The organism is Microbulbifer okhotskensis, assembly GCF_023895975.1.
Classification (GTDB): Bacteria; Pseudomonadota; Gammaproteobacteria; order Pseudomonadales; family Cellvibrionaceae; genus Microbulbifer; species Microbulbifer okhotskensis.
Genome location: NZ_JALBWM010000018.1, coordinates 1 through 20,525 on the forward strand (window position 1 = coordinate 1; position 20,525 = coordinate 20,525).

General features: G+C 51.2%; 12 protein-coding genes. 5 read left to right on the forward strand and 7 right to left on the reverse strand.

Features of this window, described 5'->3' with window-relative positions:
* Positions 1–504: 504 nt before the first annotated feature.
* Positions 505–2,679 carry a malate synthase G gene (locus tag MO867_RS06335; protein WP_252465412.1) on the reverse strand — a complete coding sequence of 725 codons (2,175 nt, stop codon included), beginning with the start codon at positions 2,677–2,679 and terminating at the stop codon, positions 505–507.
* A gap of 173 nt (positions 2,680–2,852) precedes the next feature.
* Positions 2,853–3,788 (reverse strand): LysR family transcriptional regulator, encoded by a 936-nt coding sequence (locus tag MO867_RS06340; RefSeq protein WP_252465414.1) that lies wholly within the window; start codon positions 3,786–3,788, stop codon positions 2,853–2,855.
* Positions 3,789–3,901: 113 nt separating this feature from the next.
* Here MO867_RS06340 and MO867_RS06345 point away from each other — a divergent pair, with 113 nt between their 5' ends.
* From MO867_RS06345 to pta, 3 genes are all read left to right on the forward strand, one after another.
* Positions 3,902–5,500, forward strand: coding sequence for an isocitrate lyase (locus MO867_RS06345; protein WP_252465415.1), 1,599 nt, complete (start codon positions 3,902–3,904; stop codon positions 5,498–5,500).
* A 240-nt stretch (positions 5,501–5,740) separates the two neighbouring features.
* Positions 5,741–6,949 (forward strand): acetate kinase, encoded by a 1,209-nt coding sequence (locus MO867_RS06350; RefSeq protein WP_252465416.1) that lies wholly within the window; start codon positions 5,741–5,743, stop codon positions 6,947–6,949.
* A gap of 26 nt (positions 6,950–6,975) precedes the next feature.
* Positions 6,976–9,120, forward strand: a complete 2,145-nt coding sequence (pta, locus tag MO867_RS06355) for a phosphate acetyltransferase (protein ID WP_252465417.1) — start codon at positions 6,976–6,978, stop codon at positions 9,118–9,120.
* Between the two features lie 7 nt (positions 9,121–9,127).
* Here pta and MO867_RS06360 read toward each other — a convergent pair whose 3' ends face one another.
* Together MO867_RS06360 and MO867_RS06365 are read right to left on the reverse strand one after the other, a co-directional pair.
* Positions 9,128–11,338 (reverse strand): acetyl-CoA hydrolase/transferase C-terminal domain-containing protein, encoded by a 2,211-nt coding sequence (locus MO867_RS06360; RefSeq protein WP_252465418.1) that lies wholly within the window; start codon positions 11,336–11,338, stop codon positions 9,128–9,130.
* 23 nt (positions 11,339–11,361) lie between these two features.
* On the reverse strand, positions 11,362–13,596 hold the full coding sequence (locus MO867_RS06365) for an acyl-CoA dehydrogenase (RefSeq protein ID WP_252465419.1): 2,235 nt from the start codon (positions 13,594–13,596) through the stop codon (positions 11,362–11,364).
* Positions 13,597–13,928: 332 nt separating this feature from the next.
* Here MO867_RS06365 and MO867_RS06370 point away from each other — a divergent pair, with 332 nt between their 5' ends.
* Positions 13,929–15,368 (forward strand): di-heme oxidoredictase family protein, encoded by a 1,440-nt coding sequence (locus MO867_RS06370; protein ID WP_252465421.1) that lies wholly within the window; start codon positions 13,929–13,931, stop codon positions 15,366–15,368.
* Positions 15,369–15,456: 88 nt separating this feature from the next.
* On the opposite strand, the gene rraA is transcribed toward MO867_RS06370, so the two are convergent.
* The 3 genes from rraA to ppsA all read right to left on the reverse strand — a co-directional run bounded on the left by rraA (position 15,457) and on the right by ppsA (position 19,440).
* Entirely contained in the window at positions 15,457–15,936 is a 480-nt protein-coding gene (gene rraA, locus MO867_RS06375) for a ribonuclease E activity regulator RraA (protein WP_252465423.1), read from the reverse strand.
* A gap of 133 nt (positions 15,937–16,069) precedes the next feature.
* Entirely contained in the window at positions 16,070–16,633 is a 564-nt protein-coding gene (locus MO867_RS06380) for a L,D-transpeptidase (protein ID WP_252465425.1), read from the reverse strand.
* A 437-nt stretch (positions 16,634–17,070) separates the two neighbouring features.
* Positions 17,071–19,440 carry a phosphoenolpyruvate synthase gene (ppsA, locus tag MO867_RS06385; protein WP_252465426.1) on the reverse strand — a complete coding sequence of 790 codons (2,370 nt, stop codon included), beginning with the start codon at positions 19,438–19,440 and terminating at the stop codon, positions 17,071–17,073.
* Positions 19,441–19,629: 189 nt separating this feature from the next.
* Here ppsA and ppsR point away from each other — a divergent pair, with 189 nt between their 5' ends.
* Positions 19,630–20,457, forward strand: coding sequence for a posphoenolpyruvate synthetase regulatory kinase/phosphorylase PpsR (gene ppsR / locus MO867_RS06390; protein WP_252465427.1), 828 nt, complete (start codon positions 19,630–19,632; stop codon positions 20,455–20,457).
* Positions 20,458–20,525: the final 68 nt, after the last annotated feature.

Here is a 20,525-nt window from a genome sequence, read left to right on the forward strand (position 1 = left end):
TTGCTGCTCGAGGTCTTTATCGTTCATTGTTTTGCTCATGGGTTGCTCCGGTATAGAGTATGGGGGCATGAGCAGTTACACAATTTAAATTACAGCCTCCATTTGCCTAGTTTTTCTAGGGCTGAATTCAGCTAATAACCTACCTTCTTATTCATAAATACGCGTTTTACCTTTGGGTATTGAATTAATAGCAATTTCCAGTGATCCATCTGTAGCAGCCGATGGTTTCAAGCTCACTACAAAAGGATAAAATGAAGATAGCAAACCTATACAGGCCAACTCTACGATACATTGGATTAGAACTTTACTTTTGTTTATTTCGAACCCTACAATTTACTCCAATTATCCATAGCTCAGAATTTAAACTGGATGTTTTCTGGCTATATCTCAGCAATCACAGCTCCATACAAACTCTTACACCGGTTAGTTGTCGCCCTAAAGTGGCAAGCCTCAAACAAAAAAGGCCCCTTGCGGGGCCTTTTCAATAATCAGTCAATGCAGTATTCAGGCATTCAAAGCCTTAAACTCCCTTCTTCGACGGTGCAGAACCGGTTCGGTGTAACCATTTGGCTGTGAGCAACCTTCAAAGACCAACTCACAAGCCGCCTGGAAGGCAACACTCTTATCGAAGTTCGGGGCCATATTGTTGTAGTTGGGATCACCGGCATTCTGACGGTCGACTACGGCAGCCATGCGCTCCATAGTTTCGCGCACTTGTTTTTCACTGGCAATGCCGTGTTTGAGCCAGTTGGCGATATGCTGGGAGGAAATACGCAGGGTTGCGCGGTCTTCCATCAGGCCAACATCGTTAATATCCGGCACCTTGGAGCAGCCTACGCCGTGCTCTACCCAGCGCACTACATAGCCAAGAATTCCCTGGGCATTATTATCCAACTCCAACTGAATCTCTTTTGCGGTCCAGCTGGTATCGTTAGCTACAGGCACCGCAAGGATATCTTCCAGCTTGGCGTGGTGGCGGTGTTGAATTTCTTCCTGACGGCGATTTACATCCACTTTGTGATAGTGGAGTGCATGCAGTGTTGCTGCAGTGGGTGAAGGCACCCAGGCAGTATTGGCACCGGCCATAGGGTGAGCCAGTTTGGCATTCATCATGGCCGCCATTTGGTCTGGAATCGGCCACATACCTTTGCCAATTTGCGCTTTGCCTTTGAGGCCACAGTTAAGGCCTACATCCACATTCCATTCTTCATAAGCGCTGATCCAGGTTGACTGCTTCATATCGCCTTTGCGAATCATGGGGCCGGCCAACATGGACGTATGGATTTCATCACCAGTGCGATCCAAAAAGCCTGTATTGATAAATACGACACGCTCTTTAGCCTCGGCAATACAGGCTTTGAGATTCACGGTAGTACGGCGCTCTTCATCCATAATGCCCATTTTTACCGTGTAACGCGGCAAATCCAGAGCATCTTCGATGCGATTAAACAGAGTATTCGCAAAGGCCACTTCTTCAGGACCATGCATCTTAGGCTTAACAATATAGATGCTGCCCTCACGGGAATTCTTGATTACACTCTCGCCGCGCAAATCATGCAAGGCAATCAAGCTGGTAAGTATACCGTCGAGGATACCTTCCGGGATCTCTTGGCCATCGCCAAACAATACGGCATCGTTGGTCATCAAGTGGCCAACATTGCGGACAAACATTAAGCTGCGTCCAGGTAGGGTGAGCTGATTCCCATTTGGCGTGATGTATTCGCGATCAGCGTTCAGTTTGCGCTCGAAAGTCTTATCGCCTTTTTGAATCGTTTCTTTCAGGTCGCCTTTCATCAAGCCGAGCCAGTTGCGGTAAACCACCACTTTGTCTTCTGCGTCTACTGCCGCTACGGAGTCTTCACAGTCCATAATGGTGGTCAGTGCAGACTCCATCAACACATCTTTGATACCCGCATCATCGGTTTTACCAATGAGGCTTTCACGATCCACTTGAATTTCAAAGTGCAGGCCGTGCTGCTTTAGCAGAATACTGGTGGGCTCTTCACTGTCGCCGAGATAACCGGCGAATTGCTTGGCATCTTTCAGGGTGGCAATATCACCATTGGCTTGCACCACCTCCAATAGAGAACCATTGATGCGGTACTGCACCGCTTCGACATGGCTACCGCAGGTAAGCGGCGCTGACTGATCTAGGAAGTTGCGCGCGTAGTCAATCACCATACCACCGCGCACCGGATTGTACTCGGTACCTTTCTCTGCGCCACCGTCCTCACTGATGGCATCAGTACCGTATAGCGCATCGTACAAACTGCCCCAACGGGCATTGGCAGCATTGAGTGCGTAGCGGGCATTCATGACCGGCACAACCAGCTGCGGGCCCGCTAAAGTCGCAATTTCCTTATCGACGTTTTCAGTCATTGCACTGAAATCTGCCGGCTCATCGGCGAGATAACCGATTTCACTCAGAAATTCTCGGTAGCCTTCCAGGTCACGAAAACCTTGAGGGTTGTCGATATGCCAGCGATCCAAGATTTCCTGTAGCCCGTCTCGCTTTTCAAGGAGTGCCTGGTTTACTGGTGCCAGATCGTGGACGATAGATTCCAGCTTACCCCAGAAAGCTTCCGCGTTGACTCCAGTTCCTGGAATCACCTCCTCGCAAACCAGGTTATACAGTTCTGGTGCGATTTGCAGATCGCCGATTTGGACTCGTTCCGTCATACCCAGGGCCTCTCACTGATTGTTGGTATAGCGGCATTCTAAACAGCCAATTCCACATACCGCTAATTTATAGACACAATTCCCGCTATTCACAGATCGAATTTTTATGACAAGTCCACTGAAGTGCGATTACCGGGCTAGAACCGGACGGACACAAGACTGCCACTCCTCAGTCAGAGTGCGCGTCCAATATCCAGGATCAGGCGGCGTAGCCAACGGTGCGGTGCACTTTGCTGAAGCAGCGGGCTCCAAGCCATTTTTAATTCCAGGTTAGGGATATCCAAGGGGGGGTCCCGCCTGACCACGCGTGGATTATCTCTGGCGAGCTGAGCCAGGCGCGTGGGTACAGTAACGATCAAATCACTCTGTTCCGCTAAAATCATGGCTACCTGATAATGACGGGTGAATACAGAGATATCCCGTTTCTCCCCCAACTTGCCGATGGCTTCATCTACCCAGCCCAATCTTTGCACATCTTCAGGATTGACCCCAACCCCTACGCCCATTCCTGTTTTGCTCACCCAAATATGCTGGGCCTGTAAATAGCTCTGCAGATTGTATCCCTTGAGAATCGGATTATCTGCTCGCATGACGCAAGAGAAACTGTCGCGCCATACTGTAGCTTGATGGAAACTCTGCGGCATGCTGTCGAAACGGTTAATCACCATGTCCACTTTGCCCTGCTCCACATCCACAAAGCTCACATCACTGGGAGTCATGATGTCCAGGCTGATGCCCGGTGCATCGTCACGCAGCTGTTTAAGGAGCGGGGGTATCAGCGTCGATTCCGCATAATCGCTAGCCATAATGCGAAATGTGCGGCGCGTATTGGCTGGATCAAAATCCCGATTCGGTTGGATTACCCGATCTATCGAGGACAGGGCCTCACGCACCATCGGCTGTAACTCCAAAGCGCGCTCGGTGGGCATCATACCCTCGCGAGTGCGCACCAGCAGCGGGTCGTCAAACAACTCCCGCAGGCGCTTCAGACCGTTACTCATTGCCGGCTGGGACAAGCCCAAGTAATTCGCCGCACGGGTCACATTGCGCTCACGCAGCAGTACATCGAGGTAAACCAGCAGATTCAGGTCAGCTCTTTCCAGTTGCATACATCATTCGCCAAATCGATAGTGAAGATAAAATCAATAAATTAGGCAAATTATGCCACTCCTCCTAAGATACTCAACATCTAATCGCAGTCACCGTTTAAGGATTCACAGTCATGTCCACTTACACTCAAGACATCGACGCGGTAGCAAAGCTCCGTGACAGCAATGGCAGCTCCTGGGACGCCATCGATCCCGAGTCAGTTGCCCGTATGCGCGCCCAGAACAAATTCAAGCACGGCTTGGATATTGCGAAATACACCGCAGATATCATGCGTGCTGACATGGGAAATTACGACAAGGACACGTCCAAGTACACCCAATCGCTGGGTTGCTGGCACGGTTTTATCGGTCAACAGAAGATGATTTCTATTAAGAAGCACTTCGAAGGCAATACCGACCGCCGCTACCTGTACCTGTCCGGCTGGATGGTCGCCGCTCTGCGCAGTGAATTCGGTCCCCTGCCCGACCAGTCTATGCACGAAAAGACTTCCGTCGCGCACCTGATCAACGAACTTTATACTTTCCTGCGCCAGGCTGACGCCCGCGAACTGAACGACCTGTTCCGCGAGCTGGACGCTGCCCGCGAAGCCGGCGACAAAGCCGCCGCGAAGGTTGCACAGGAAAAAATCGATAACCACAAGACCCACGTTGTGCCGATTATCGCCGATATCGACGCCGGTTTCGGTAATGCGGAAGCCACTTACCTGATGGCCAAGCAGATGATTGAAGCGGGTGCCTGCTGTATCCAGATCGAAAACCAGGTTTCCGATGAGAAGCAGTGTGGCCACCAGGACGGTAAAGTGACCGTTCCCCACGAAGATTTCCTAGCCAAGATCCGTGCAGTTCGCTACGCATTCTTGGAATTGGGCGTAGATAACGGTGTAATCGTTGCTCGTACCGATTCCTTGGGTGCCGGCCTGACCAAGCAGATCGCCGTAACCAAAGAAGCGGGCGACCTGGGTGACCAGTACAACTCCTTCCTGGATTGCGAGGAGGTTGATGCTTCCCAGCTGACAAACGGCGACGTTATTATCAACCGTGAAGGCAAGCTGCTGCGTCCGAAGCGCCTAGCTTCCAACCTGTTCCAGTTCCGTAAAGGTACTGGTGAAGCTCGCTGCATCCTGGACAGTATCACTTCCCTGCAGAACGGTGCCGACCTGATTTGGATCGAAACTGAGAAGCCTCACGTTCGCCAGATCGGCGCCATGATGGATGAGATCCGCAAAGCGGTTCCCGATGCGAAACTGGTTTACAACAACAGCCCATCCTTCAACTGGACTTTAAACTTCCGTCAGCAAATCTTCGATGCCTGGGCTGAAGAAGGCAAAGACGTCTCCGCTTTCGACCGCGCCAACCTGATGAGCGCTGAGTACGACGACTCTGAGCTGTCTGCAGCAGCTGACGAGAAGATCCGCACCTTCCAGGCAGACGCTGCCCGTGAATCTGGTATCTTCCATCACCTGATCACCCTGCCGACTTACCATACTGCAGCTCTGTCCACCGACAACCTGGCCAAAGAGTACTTCGGTGAGCAAGGCATGCTGGGCTACGTGAAAGGTGTACAGCGCAAGGAAATCCGTCAAGGTATCGCCTGTGTTAAGCACCAGAACATGGCTGGTTCCGATATCGGTGACGACCACAAAGAATACTTCGCCGGTGAAGCTGCACTGAAGGCTTCTGGTAAAGACAACACCATGAACCAGTTCGGCTAAGCAATTTCTGACACTGTTCAAGTAGATTTCAGGCGGCGCAAGCCGCCTTTTTTCCTTCTGAACCTCATCGGTTCGCTCCAAAGATACAGCAGATTCTACTGCGCTTTTATCCTTGCACTTATTACTTGGGCTGCGATTGCAGCCCTTTTTTATTCATATTCTTATCTGTACCACTTATCCCCCACCCAGCTCTAGCAGCTCAACTAGCCTTAAAGCAGATTTGGTTGAAATACGCGCACTATGAGCGAACAAGGTTTGGTACTGATTTTTAATTGCGGTAGCTCCTCAGTGAAGTTTTCTGTGCTTAACCCCTGCTCTGGGGTCGAACATCTCGCGGGGGTAGCGGAAGCCCTGGGTAATGCAAAAGCGAACTTGAGGTGGCGATATCAGGATACTGAGGATTCCCACAAGCTCGCCCTGGACACCGATTACACTGCAGTGATCAGTGAGTTGGTTAGACAATTTGGCACTGAGTGGGCGGATTTGCAGCAACGGCTCATTGCGGTAGGGCACCGCGTGGTCCATGGTGGCGAGCACTTCGCCAACTCAGTACTGATCAATCAGAATGTGATCAGCTGTATCAAGAAATGTTGTGACTTAGCCCCACTACACAATCCCGCAGCACTCAAAGGTATCTATGCAGCCCTGAATGCCTTTCCCAAGCTCCCTCAAGTGGCTGTTTTTGATACCGCATTCCATCAGGGAATGCCGGAACACGCCTTCCTTTATGCACTGCCCTATGAACTCTACGAGAAACACCGCATCCGCCGTTATGGCATGCACGGCAGCAGTCACCAATACATTAGTGAACGCAGTGCTGAACTACTCGACAAGCCCGTTGATAGGGTGAATATTATCTCGGCACATCTCGGTGGTGGCGCTTCTATCTGCGCCGTGAAAGAAGGGCGCAGTGTTGACACCAGCATGGGACTCACTCCTCTTGAGGGGCTGGTCATGGGGAGCCGCTGTGGCGACCTGGACCCGGGATTGATATTGCATCTGGAGCAAGCTTTGGGTTATTCCCTTGCCGGTATTGAAGAGTTGCTCAACAGAGAGAGCGGTATGCTGGGGATCTCCTCTCTAAGCAGTGACTGCAGAGAGCTCGAAAACGCGGCAGACAAAGGCCACAAAGGGGCAGGGCTCGCTCTGGAGATATTTTGCTACCGCCTGGCAAAATATATCGCTGCATACACCGTCCCCTTGGGTTCAGTTGATGCACTGGTATTTACCGGAGGCATTGGAGAGAACTCCTCCTGGATACGCGGCCGCACTATCGAATGGCTCAGCCTTCTCGGTTATCGTTTAGACCCTCATCTTAACCAGAGGCCCTACTCCCACGCAGAGGGGCTCATCTCCCAACAAAATACTCCCAAAGTCCTGGTGATACCCACAAAAGAGGAATGGGTTATTGCCAGAGACACCGCGCGATTGGCGCAACACACCCAATGATGCAGCCGCCCAACCCCAGGACCCTGATGCTGGTTCCCCTTGAGGCCAGTGCCGGTATTACCTCGGTGAGCCTGGGCCTGATTAGGGCGCTGGAACGAAAAAGTATCGAAGTACAGTTTTTCAAACCGGTGGCAGAGCCACCCCCAGCAGACGGCACTATCGAACGCACCACCGAGATCCTACGGCAGACTTCCAACCTGAAAATCCCCAGGTCCTTTAGTGCCGAGCATGCGGAATCAATGATAGCCACCGGGAAAATGGCAGAACTCCAGGAAGATATTCTTGCGCGTTTCAGAACCTGCTCACAATCCTCAGAAGTCATTATTATTGAGGGGGTGTTGCCCAGTAGTGACAATCCTGTCTCCAGTCAACTGAATTATCAAATTGCCAAAACCCTGGATGCTGAAGTTGTACTTGTCACCTGCCCGTTTCCCCGTTCCAGGGATTTAAATCGCCAACTTAAAGAACGCCTGGAATTTGCAGTACGCTTTTTTGGAGGACAAGACTCCGACCGAGTTGTGGGCTGTATTATTAACAAGGCAGGCATGCCCGCCGAAGTATTGGATACGCCCGGAGCCCACTTAACCGGCATCCACTCCCATAGGAAGTCCAGCAAGGAAAAGCAGACCTGTATCAACCCGCGATCTCTCGCGAGTCAGCTGTCTGTCAGTATTGTTGGCTTTATCCCCTGGAATGCTGAACTACTCGCACCGCGTGCCCTGGATCTGGCTCGCCATTTCGATGCAGTGATTATCAATCAGGGGGAGTTGGACACGCGCAGACTGCGCACCATAACCTTTTGCTCCCGCTCCCTGCCCAATATGTTGCGACGCTTTAAACCAGGGGCTCTACTGGTGACCTCAGCGGATAGACCCGATGTCATCGTCGGAGCCTGCTTGGCAGTGATGAATGGAGTCAAAATAGGCTGCTTGCTACTGACCGGCGGCTACCATCTGGGAAGAACAGTATTAGAGCTCTGCACTCTGGCAATGGAAAAGGGGTTGCCAATATTACTGGTAAACTCCAATACCTGGCACACCGTAATGTCACTACAGTCGTTTAATCTGCGCACGCCTGCCGATGACCGGGAGCGGGTAGACCGGGTACAAGAGTTCTTTGCAGGCCACTTGGATGAAAATTGGGTGGACTCCCTCAGCCAAGTGAGTGACAGGCCCCGACGCCTCTCACCGCCGGCATTTCGCTATCACCTCACCGAAATGGCAAGGCGCCGTACCATGCGTGTTGTTCTGCCCGAAGGTGCCGAACCCCGCACTATCCGCGCTGCTCAAGCCTGCCTGGAAAGGGGGATCGCACATCCCGTATTACTGGGGGACGCAAAGATTATTCTGAGGGCGGCTGAACAACAGGGGCTGAAACTCAACGAGCAGCTGGAAATTATCGACCCCAAAGCTGTGCGAGAGAATTATATTGAACCTATGGTTGCACTGCGTAAAAGCAAGGGCCTGACCCAGGTTGTAGCCCTTGAACAACTGCAGGACAATGTGGTGCTCGGCACTATGATGCTGGCACTGGGCCAAGTTGACGGCTTGGTTTCAGGTGCCATCCACACTACCGCCAACACTATTCGCCCCGCGCTACAGCTTATCAAGGCCGCTCCCGGTGAAGAGCTGGTGTCATCCATCTTCTTTATGTTGCTGCCAGAGCAGGTACTGGTTTATGGGGATTGCGCCATCAACCCCGACCCCAACGCAAAACAACTCGCCGCAATTGCTATTCAATCGGCAGACTCCGCAGCGGCATTTGGCATAGAGCCCAGGGTAGCGATGATCAGTTATTCTACTGGGACTTCTGGTAGCGGGAGTGATGTCGATAAAGTTAGGGAGGCGACTGAACTGGCAAAGCAGAAACGACCGGAGCTGATTATTGATGGCCCTCTGCAATACGATGCCGCCCTGATACAAAATGTCGCTGCACAAAAAGCCCCTCACAGTCCCGTCGCAGGTCAGGCAACTGTGTTTATATTCCCGGATCTTAATACTGGTAATACAACCTATAAGGCAGTACAACGCAGCGCCGATTTAATCAGTATCGGACCTATGTTGCAGGGGCTGCGTAAACCGGTTAACGACTTGTCCCGCGGCGCATTAGTGGACGATATCCTTTACACCATTGCACTCACGGCCATCCAAGCCCAACATAATAGTTGGTAAATGGCAGTCACTCCCAGCGTAGCGGTCTGCGCAGATCAATATGCTCACGCAGTGCATCGGCAACTACGTAGGCTTCAAGGCGGTGTTCGTAAGTTTCCGTATGGTCGTAATTCATACGTTGCAAGCAGCGCTGAATATAAGCGGCCTCTGGGGACTTGTCGTGCCAAACTCTGCGCCCCCTAAAAACAGAGCCCAGCATTTTCCACCCACTTTTCTCCACTGCACGCAAGTGATGCAGAGCAACCGCAAGCAGAGCTTCCTCATCGCTGAAATCTGTACCCAGCGGGTAGTGCGGGAGTTCAGCCAAACACTTTTCATCAGCAAAAATACCCGCAAGATATTCCGGCGTATTGTTATTAAAGGACTCGGGAATCACAAAATTTTTTTCAATTTTGCCCGCATGCTTGGCCTGCTCCAGTAAAACTGCCTGAAAACGCGCATCACAAATACTGAGCATGGCTACCATCACATCCCTGTCAGTTTTACCGCGCAGATCAACGGCCCCGTATTCGGTCACCACCACATCACGTAAGTGCCGGGGAATGGTTGTATGTGGGTATTCCCATACAATATTGCTTTCACATATTCCGTCGCGCACCCGCACACTGGGCACAGCAATAATAGATCTCGCCCCCGGCAACTCCCAGGCTTGGGCGACAAAATTGTATTGTCCCCCTACTCCACTCACTACATGATTATCAGCCAATACATCAGAAACCACCGCCCCACCCAGTGTTACCATCATTGCAGAATTCACAAAGCGACTGTGCTTGCGCTGTGCCAGTTTGAGCCCCCTCTGGGACTGCAGGTCGTTGGTAAAACTAATTGAGGTCATATCAATACCCGCGCGCTCTTGTGGAGCTAGCTCACGCAGCTCTTGGTACATCAATTCCGGCCCTAGATAAAAACCTCCGTGTAGCCAGATGCCGCCGATAATTTTTTTATTGAGGCAACCCCCAATGAGCCGGCGCCGACCGTGCTCACTATGCAGATCACACTCTTCCTCCTCCCCTTCTGGGGTTAATAATTTGTGCCCGCGCCAACTATAGCTGGGATCAACAATGCCAAGTCCCTGTAAAAACCTTGTATCTTCCTCTGTTAGTGGACAGCTGATACGCCCAGCATTTTTCAACGCCAGGAGGGTTTCCTCCTGGACGGTAGCTGTCAATTGGTCGCTGTCCAACAGCTGCTGGAGAGTGGCATCGGGGTAAACTTCACGGCTCAGAACCCCTGCACAGCGCAAATGTAAAAATCCATGCGGGACCATTTCACTGGCACCATAGAGCCCCTGCTTGAATGATGCTGTACAAAGTGGCAGGCCTTCGCGGAAACTGTGAAGAGATTCGCTTTTTATCAGGTCGCCTATAACCCTGCAAAACAGTCCATTCTCTTTATGCCGTAAGCGCAGTACGTGGCAAATCGCATCTCCCAGCGCCCCAATACCCACCTGCAGGGTCCCCCCATCCTCTACCAGACTGGCTATATGAAAAGCTAAACCGTATTCGGTGTAAGTCACCGGTAAGGCTGGCACGGGAAAAAGGGGAGCATTAAAAGTCTCCCCTTTGAGCAGGAAGTCAAAAGTGTCCGCTTCAAGTTCACTGCTTCCGGTGAAATACGGTAGCTGTGGGTTAACTTCACCCAAGAGATACAGCAGGTGGTTTTCTCGCTGCGCCGCCAACTTGAGCAAAGGCAGGGTCAGGTCCGGGTTGCAACTTAAACTGTATTTATCTCCGTGTTCTGACGGCGCCACCATCTGTGCAATCACATTGACCCCGCGATTGATCAGTTCTTCTGGCACCTGGGTGTAATTAGCGCTCACATAATGTTGCTGGGCATAGTGGTTGCCCAGCAGGGAGCCGGGCTCCATAAAAAATTCGATTACTTGGATATTGCCCGGCAAGTGCCCCTTCCGTCTGGCAGGCACATAAGCGAGATCCTGATACTGACTGTAAAGGGAGTCCAGAAGCGGCTGTATGAACCGCCGGCTTATATCACTACTCCCGTGAGGGCGCTCCAAAGTCAGCGCCGTGAATATGGTCAGGGAAATCGAGGGGTCTGCCACAGCCCTGGCGTATAGTGCATTGGCAAAGTGGTTCGCCTTACCGAGGCCCAATGGCAGGCCGAGGACTATTTTGTTATCGACAGCGTCCAAGAGTTTGTCGATACATTCCTCAACACTGGTAAAACAGGCCGGGGGCTCATTGTGCTCAGATTCCATCGCAGACTGATTCCCACTCACCGCTATTGAACAGTATCAGACCGCCCACCGAGGTGATCAAAGTGATCAACCTGGATAGCTTTCTCTACCGCATCGGCGGCATCGTAGAGTATCTCTGCTTCTTCATCGCTAATCAGATTTTTTTTCAGGCCCTCTTCAACTGTCCCCCTACTGAGTGCACGAATCCCGCCTTTTTTCAGTTTCTCACGGGCTCGCTCTGAGGCGCATACTTTTTCAAAAGCCTGCTCGACGATATCGACACCATCACCGGCATTACCCACATAAACCCCACTGGTCAAGCGGTCGCGGGTTTCTGAAGGAGTAAGCAATAGTTCTGCACAAGCTTTTGCCTGCCGATCGGAAGCGGTATGCACACTGTGTCCCCAGGGCATAGTGAGAAAGCGCATTATCTGACCGATAAACGGACGGGGGAAGTTCTGGAATACCTCCAATAAGCTGACCTCTATTTTATGCAACCCATCACGCATAGCGAACTCCAGTAATGGGAGATCGTCCTTGGGGTGATCATCATCATAGAAGCGCTTCAGCGTACAACTGAGGAGATAGAGTTGACTGAGTACATCTCCCAAGCGGGAGGAAATTAACTCTTTGCGTTTAAGCTCTCCACCCAAGGTCATCAGGGAAATCTCTGTAACCAGTGTCAGAACTGCGGAGTATCGATTTAACTGCCGGTAGTACTTGGCCGCACGCCCCACATTCCGCGGACTACTGGCAAAAAGACCCAGGGTCCAGCCGTGGAAAACGCCGCGACACAAAGTCTTGAACTGGAACCACATATGCTTGGGCAGCAACTCATCCAGCTCATCCAGCCCCTTCTCCTGGTCAGGATTTTCTGCCGCCAGCATTTCTTTCAATAAATAGGGGTGACAACGTATTGCACCTTGACCAAAAATCATTAGGCTGCGTGTGAGCAGGTTGGCTCCCTCCACAGTAATTGCAACCGGCACCGCGCGATAGACATTACCGAGATAGTTCATGGGCCCATCCATAATGGCCTTGCCCGCATGGATGTCCATGGCATCGATAATCGCCTGACGCAGGCCGCAAGTTGCATTCGCCTTCATAATGGCCGTAATCACCGCCGGTTTTCGGCCCTCATCAAGTGCCCGTGTAGTGGTTTTATGGGCACTATCCAGTACAAAGGCAATGGCCGCAATCTCCGCAAGGCGGCGCTGTACCCCCTCAAAACGGCCAACAGGGACATTGAATTGCTCGCGAATCCGCGCGTAAGCACCGGTGGTACGCGCAGCCATTTTTGCTCCACCGGTAGAAAGAGACGGCAGTGAAATACCGCGCCCTGCCGCAAGGGCACTCATCAACATCTCCCATCCCTTACCGACATTTTCCTCCCCCCCAATAATCCACTCCATGGGCATAAAAACGTCTTTGCCCCAATTTGGGCCATTCTGAAAAGCCTGCATCGCCGGCAAATGTCGCTGACCAATGGATACCCCTGGCGTATCGGTAGGTACCAGGGCAACGGTAATTCCCAGTTCTTCTTCATCGCCGATGATATGATCAGGATCGTAAAGCTTGAACGCCAACCCAAGGACAGTCGCAATTGGCCCCAGAGTGATATAGCGCTTGTGCCAGTTCACACGCATGCCCAGCACTTTTTCACCCTGGTGCTCGCCATAGCAGACAATACCGTAATCAATCATCGATGCCGCATCGGAGCCGGCTTGGGGGCTTGTCAATGCGAAACACGGGATATCCCGACCATCTGCCAGTCGCGGCAGATAGTAGTCCTTCTGCTCCTGGGTACCGTGAGAAAGAAGCAACTCCCCCGGTCCAAGGGAATTGGGCACCATAACGGTGACCCCCACACTGGTACTTCGAGTTGAAATCTTGGTGACGATTTCTGCGTGCGCGGTGGGAGAAAAACCAAGGCCCCCATACTTTTTAGGAATAATTATGCCAAAAAAGTGGTTCGCTCTTAGGAAGTCCCACACATGCTGCGGAATATCATGATCGACATAGCTGATTTGCCAATCATTAATCATCCTGCACAGTTCTTCGACCGGCCCCTCCAGAAAAGCCTGCTCCTCCTTATTCAACTCCGGTGGTCCCATACCTAAAAGCTGATCCCAATCCGGTTTTCCCGACAACAATTCGGCATCCCACCAAACTTCGCCAGCCTCCATTGCTTCTCGCTCAGTTTCAGAAATTGGCGGGAGCACCCGCTTAATAATTTTCAAGAGAGGCGCGGTAAAGAATTTTTTGCGCAATTCACTCATTTTTACCTTCCATAATGGCAGCGATCGCAAAAAACCTGCCAATTCCCGCGGATCGAGACAGCTATCAATGCACAATAATAGGTGACGATTGATTGCGAAAAGAAAACGACTGAGGAAATCTACGCCCCAACTCTGAGGGTATTTTATTTCCGGGAAAAATCGGCGTCCATTTTCTCCAGTGCTATTGAAAAGAGTTTGCTATTACCTTTTCCTCATCTCGTCCACTTAAGCAAGCTTCTCAAAACCACTGTCCCATTCAAATCTGACAATTATGACCAAGGACTTAGATATATCAATTTGAAAGGGAAATAAAAATAAACAAGGAATTTGTTATGAAATTATTTACGGCAATATCACTCACCGGCATCGGCCTGTTACTCCCTTCAATTCTCCACGCTGATCTGATCGGTGAAAGCCCACGCCTCAATCCCGCAGTCAGGATCACCCAGAATGAAATTAGCCAAGGTCAGTTGAGCCTCGATGATATTCGCGAAGCGGGCCTTTTTATTTTTAGTACCCCCTTTAATCGCTATGACGGCTACGGCGATGGGCCTCATGATTTATCCGAGCCCGACAACAATACGCCCACAGGCGGAAATAGACCCACCCTGCAAGGCAACAACACTTTTCTGCGCATCAATGGGCTTGATGCGCAGAACTGCCTCGAATGCCATACCATCGTCAGCAATAGGACTATCCCCGCCACTTTGGGCATTGGTGGAGGTGGCGGTTTCGGTACCAGCGTATTGTTCCGACCGGTCAATATTGATGTGATCGATGAAAATTTTGACGGAATTGCCGAATTCAACGGGCGACTGATAAACCCAGTTTTTCTTTTTGGTGCCGGGGGAATTGAATTGGTCGGACGGGAAATGACACTTGAACTACAAATCCAAAAACAATATGCACTGGATAATCCCGGCACAAGAGTTGAGCTGGAAACAAAATCGGTCAATTTCGGAACCATCATCGCCGATGAAAACGGCAATCTGGATACAGGTAACATAGAGGGCATCGAGCACGATTTAGTCGTGAGACCTTTTGGTAGAAAGGGAGACAATGCATCAGTCAGAGAGTTTGACATTACCGCACTCGCCTTTCACATGGGCATGCAGGCATCCGAGGGATTTGGCGGCGAGACAGCAGATGCCGACAACGATGGTGTAGTGAATGAAATCACCGTTGGTGACCTCTCTGCTCTGAGTATCTTTATTACCACCTTAGAACGCCCACTTGAGGTAGACAGCAGGGAAAACCGCGATGGCCGTGAGTTGTTTTCAGATATAGGCTGTGCTGGCTGTCATCGTTCCAATATGGTTACCGAAAGAAGAACATTGCCCTATAAGCTCACAGGCTCTGCAGAGACGCCTTTTGAGGATACCTTCTATGAAGTTGATCTCACCAAGCACCCCACCTATTTTCGTGCAACCCGCAGTGGCGGCATTGAAGTCCCAATGTTTTCAGACCTAAAACGCCACGATATGGGTGAAGGTCTGGCAGAGACAGCCTTCTTCCAAACGGAACAACAAAATCGTGAGTTTATCACTGCCCGGCTCTGGGGCGTCGCAGACACTGCACCCTACCTGCACGACGGCAGAGCGCACACTTTGGCGGAAGCTATTTTTCTCCATGACAGCCCTGGGAGTGAGGCCAGTGCCGCAGCACAAAACTTCATAGATTTAAGTGAAGATAATCAAAATAAGGTTTTGAAATTTTTGATGTCACTGAGAATGCCAGAAAATCCAGTTGATGACTTGGTAGATGCGCGTTAAGAAAATCTAGCGATAGTTCACAACAGGCTTCGCGTTGCGAACTATCGCTTTCAGGCAGTAAGCATCACCGGCTGTACGATATTTAAGGCTAGTTCAAAACCTTCTTTGCTAACAGAACGCCATTGTTGTCAGCGTACAGGTAATCTCCCGGACGAAAGTTCACCCCTCCAAAACTCACGACCAGATCGCGCTCACCGGCCCCTTTCTTTTCTGTCTTCATCGGATGACTTCCCAGAGCCTGCACCCCCAAATCCAGCTCTCCAATCTCATCAACATCGCGAATACAACCATACATCAGGATACCTTCCCAGCCATTGGCCACTGCTTTTTCCGCTAACATATCTCCAAGACAGGCGCGTCGCATTGAACCACCCGCATCCACGACCAATACTTTGCCGCGCCCAGGCTCTGCCACCAGCTCACGTACCAGGGAGTTGTCTTCAAAACATTTGATGGTGACAATTTGACCTCCAAAGCACTCGCGGCCACCGTAATTAACAAACATTGGTTCCACAACTTGCACATCATCCGGGTAGGCGTCACATAAATCAGGGGTTGATTTCAGCATCGGTAATCTCGCAGCTATCCATGAAAGAATGTGATAATAACGAGAAAGAAGTTGTAACAGTAAGAGGAAAATAAATACCGGGTATCATCACAGTTGATAATACCCGGCCAAGCCTTCGCTGCGACGAATAGTACTAATGAGTTACTCGAACTGGAGTGCCTACACGCACATGTCGATAAAACTTTCTTGCCATGTGCGGGGGCATACGTACACAACCATGTGAAGCGGGGTAGCCTGGCACATGGCCAGAAGCATGCAGGCCAATACCTCCATTAAAGCGAATGTAATTATTCATTCTCGCACCGCGATACACTGTGCCTGAGGGGCGGCGGTGCTTGCGAGTATTTACATTGGATCTCACCACTCTGCCAGATCGTCTATCAACAAAACTGCCGTAGATTGAAGAGCGGTGGTTGGGGTGCTTGGAGAGCACACGAAAATGTCCAGCTCGTGTACTATATCCCCTCTTCCCAGAAGATATCCTTGATACGCCCACCAGCTTTCCACCTTTATATAAATACGCACGCTGCTCACTTAAATCAATTTTAATCGATGGACTACCACCCCTGGCCGCTGCACGATCATCAAACCAGTTGGAGGCCCTCGGTTTGGCTTCAACCGCAGGCGCCGCCAGTAAAGCTAAAAGACACAACATCATAAAGATGTGCAATATTGGGATTTGTAACTGTCTACTCATTTGCATAGCTCACCTCACCAAGTCGGCGTATCCCGCCCTGATCTCCAGCAGGGATATAGCCCTACCTGATATTTCAGAGTGTGCGCAGTAAAGGGTGAAGACCCAGTGCGAACATTTAGACGGAGTACATTGTGCAACCTGTTTTCCGATTTATACGCAACCTTAGGACTCTTCCGATTTTATCGAGGCGAGCGCCAGGATTTAGAATAATTTCTTCTTTGTCGGCAAGCTGATAGAGGTTTGTATTTTGTGGTTAATGTGTCAGCCAAAAACTTCAAACACAATTGACAGCACAAAATCAGGAATTTTCGAGATTAATGGCAACAGTGGACTCAATTTTTACTGCAATTGGCTTGGCCGCAGTGAAAAAATAGTGAGGTGAAATGAGAGGTACGAAATTAGTAAAGCGGCCCCCTAGGGCCGCTTTAAGAGCAAAATTAGCCTTCTTCGTTAGCCAGGAATAGCCAAGTATCTACAGCGGTGTCCGGATTTAGGGAAACACTATCTATACCCTCATCCATCAACCAGCGAGCAAAGTCCTTATGGTCAGATGGGCCCTGCCCACAAATACCGACATACTTACCCGCTTTCTTACAAGCTTGAATGGCCATTGAGAGCAGAGCTTTCACTGCAGGGTTGCGCTCGTCAAACAAGTCTGCAACCAGACCGGAATCACGATCCAGGCCGAGAGTGAGCTGGGTCAGATCATTAGAACCGATAGAGAAACCATCAAAGTGCTCTAGGAATTCTTCGGCTAACAAGGCGTTAGAGGGTAGCTCGCACATCATGATGATCTTGAGACCACCTTCACCACGACGGAGACCATTATCAGCCAGTAAGCCAACAACTTCCTTAGCCTCTTCCGGGGTGCGCACGAAGGGCACCATGATTTCGACATTGGTAAGACCCATTTCATCGCGAACCTTTTTCAGTGCGCGACACTCCAGGGCGAAGCACTGACGAAAGTCTTTTGATCGATAGCGGGCAGCACCACGGAAACCAAGCATGGGGTTCTCTTCGCTGGGCTCATACAGTTGGCCGCCAACAAGGTGGGCATACTCATTGGACTTAAAGTCTGACAAACGCACGATCACACGATTCGGAGCAAAAGCTGCAGCCAGTGTTGCGATACCTTCAACCAGTTTTTCGACAATAAAATCTTCTGGGGAATCGTAACCGCCGATGCGCTCGCGAATATTCTGCTGAAGATCTTCGGGGAGGTTTTCCAGCTCCAATAGCGCCTTCGGATGAATACCGATCATGCGATTGAGAATAAATTCTAAACGCGCCAGGCCAACGCCTTGATTGGGCAGATGGCTAAAGGCAAAGGCGCGATCCGGGTTACCCACGTTCAGCATGATTTTGAACGGCAGATCCGGCATTTCCGCAACTTCTGTTTCTTCACGCTGGAAATCCAACTCACCGGCCATTACAAAACCAGTGTCACCTTCCGCACAAGAAACAGTAACCGGGGTACCGGTTTCCAGCAATTTGGTGGCATTCCCACAGCCAACCACTGCGGGAATTCCCAGCTCGCGGGCAATAATCGCAGCGTGACAAGTACGGCCACCACGGTTAGTGACGATAGCACTGGCCTTCTTTAGTACGGGCTCCCAGTCTGGGTCGGTCATATCGGTAACCAGAACTTCACCATCCTGCATCAGCGCCATGTCTTCAACAGATTCCAGCTTGCGCACGGGTCCAGCGCCGATACGTTGGCCAATGGCACGGCCTTCACAGAGTACATCACTGCGCTCTTGCAGACTGTAGCGCTCGATACTCGTACCTTGGTCACGGGAGCGTACTGTTTCAGGTCGCGCCTGCACGATAAACAACTTACCGCTATCGCCGTCTTTGGCCCACTCAATATCCATCGGGCGGCCATAGTGCGCTTCAATCTTGCGAGCCTGAATGGCCAGATCGGTAAGCTCCGCATCATTGAGGGCAAAACGCTGGCGGTCTTCGTCCGCCACTTCGATGGTCTTCACCGAGCGGCCACATTCACCGCTCTCGTCGTAAACCATTTTGAGCGCTTTGCTACCGCGATTACGGCGCAGGATCGCCGGGCGGCCAGCATCCAATGCAGGTTTGTAGAGATAGAATTCATCCGGGTTCACAGCACCCTGCACGACAGTTTCCCCCAAACCGAAAGCAGCGGTGATAAAGATCACATCGCGGAAGCCGCTTTCGGTGTCCAGGGTGAACATAACACCGGCAGCACCGGTCTCACTGCGCACCATATGCTGGATACCGGCAGATAGGGCAACACCCACATCGGCATAACCGGTGTGTACTCGATAAGCTATAGCGCGATCGTTATAGAGAGAGGCAAAAACCTCCTTCACCGCCTGTAGTACTGCGTCGATTCCGCGAATATTCAGGAAAGTTTCCTGTTGACCGGCAAAGGAGGCATCCGGCAGGTCTTCCGCAGTTGCAGAGGATCGCACCGCAACCGCTGTCTCACCGCCACCCAATGCTTCGTAACCCACGCGGATGTCTTTTTCCAACTGTTGTGGGAAGGGAGTTTGCAGGATCCAGTTGCGGATCTCATCGCCTGCTCGGGCCAACTCTGTCACGTTAGCAACATCCAGCCCCTGTAAACGCTCCGCTATACGCTGTTCCAATTGCTCGTGAACCAGAAAAGCCCGGAAGGCCTCCGCGGTTGTGGCAAAACCGCCCGGTACACTCACCCCGGCACCGGCACCGGCAAGGGATGAGATCATCTCGCCAAGTGATGCATTCTTTCCGCCGACTTTGTCGACGTCAGCCATACCCAGTTTTGCGAAGTCGATCGTAAAGTTCGTCAAGTGAAGACCCTCTAAAATTCAGGTTGAGTGGCGGCCGATTATAAGGATGAGTTTTGTAAAAAATAGCCCGTAAAAAACATCAAAAATGTTGTAAATTTTCTACAGAATTCGCAAAACAACGGAATAAAAGACCTTTGGGTCCATCCTCTCTTACAATAGCCCTACCCCGCCTACAGACCGAGAACCAGCATGGCAAAAGACAAGCGCACAGCTTTTTTTATTTCCGATGGCACAGGCTTGACTGCTGAAGCCATTGGCCACAGTTTACTCGCACAATTCCGCGATCAGCAGGTAGAGCAGGTCACCCTTCCCTATATCGACTCCTCTGAGAAGGTAAAACAGGCCCTACAGCGAATCGAGAAAGCTGCCGATGAGTCCGGCCTGCAACCTATCATTATCACTAGCATCGTCTCCGATCAGATAAGAGAACAATTACACCAAAGTTCGGCGCTAATGCTCGATATTTTTGAGAATTACCTCGCCCCGCTGGCCAACCTATTTAACCGCGATCCCGCACAGATGGTGAATGTCTCCCACGGAATAGCCGATGCCCGCCGCTACACTGATCGGATCGATGCAGTGCACTTTGCCATGGATAACGACGATGGCCGCAAGGTCAGTGAGTTTGAGCAAGCGGATGTCATACTCCTAGGGGTTTCGCGTTCAGGCAAAACCCCCACCTGCCTCTACTTGGCACTGCAGTTTGGCTTGCGCGCGGCCAACTATCCCATTACCGAAGAAGACATGGACTCCACTACCCTGCCCAAGATCCTCCGCCCGTTTCGCCACAAGCTGTTTGGTCTGACCATCGACCCCGCCCGCCTGATGCAGATAAGACAGGAAAGACGCGCCAATAGCCGCTACGCTTCTAAAGAACAGTGTGAGTTTGAGGTGCGCCAGGTTGAACAAATGCTGAGGCGGGCACAGGTGCCTTTCCTCAATGCCACGCAGCTTTCGGTCGAGGAGCTCGCTACCCGCCTGATGTCCCAGGCCGGTATTGAGCGCAGGATTGACTAAAGAGCCACACACCCTTTAATTGCCGCCGCAAAATGTGTAGTGTGCGCCGTCTTCCAGACTGCTGTAGT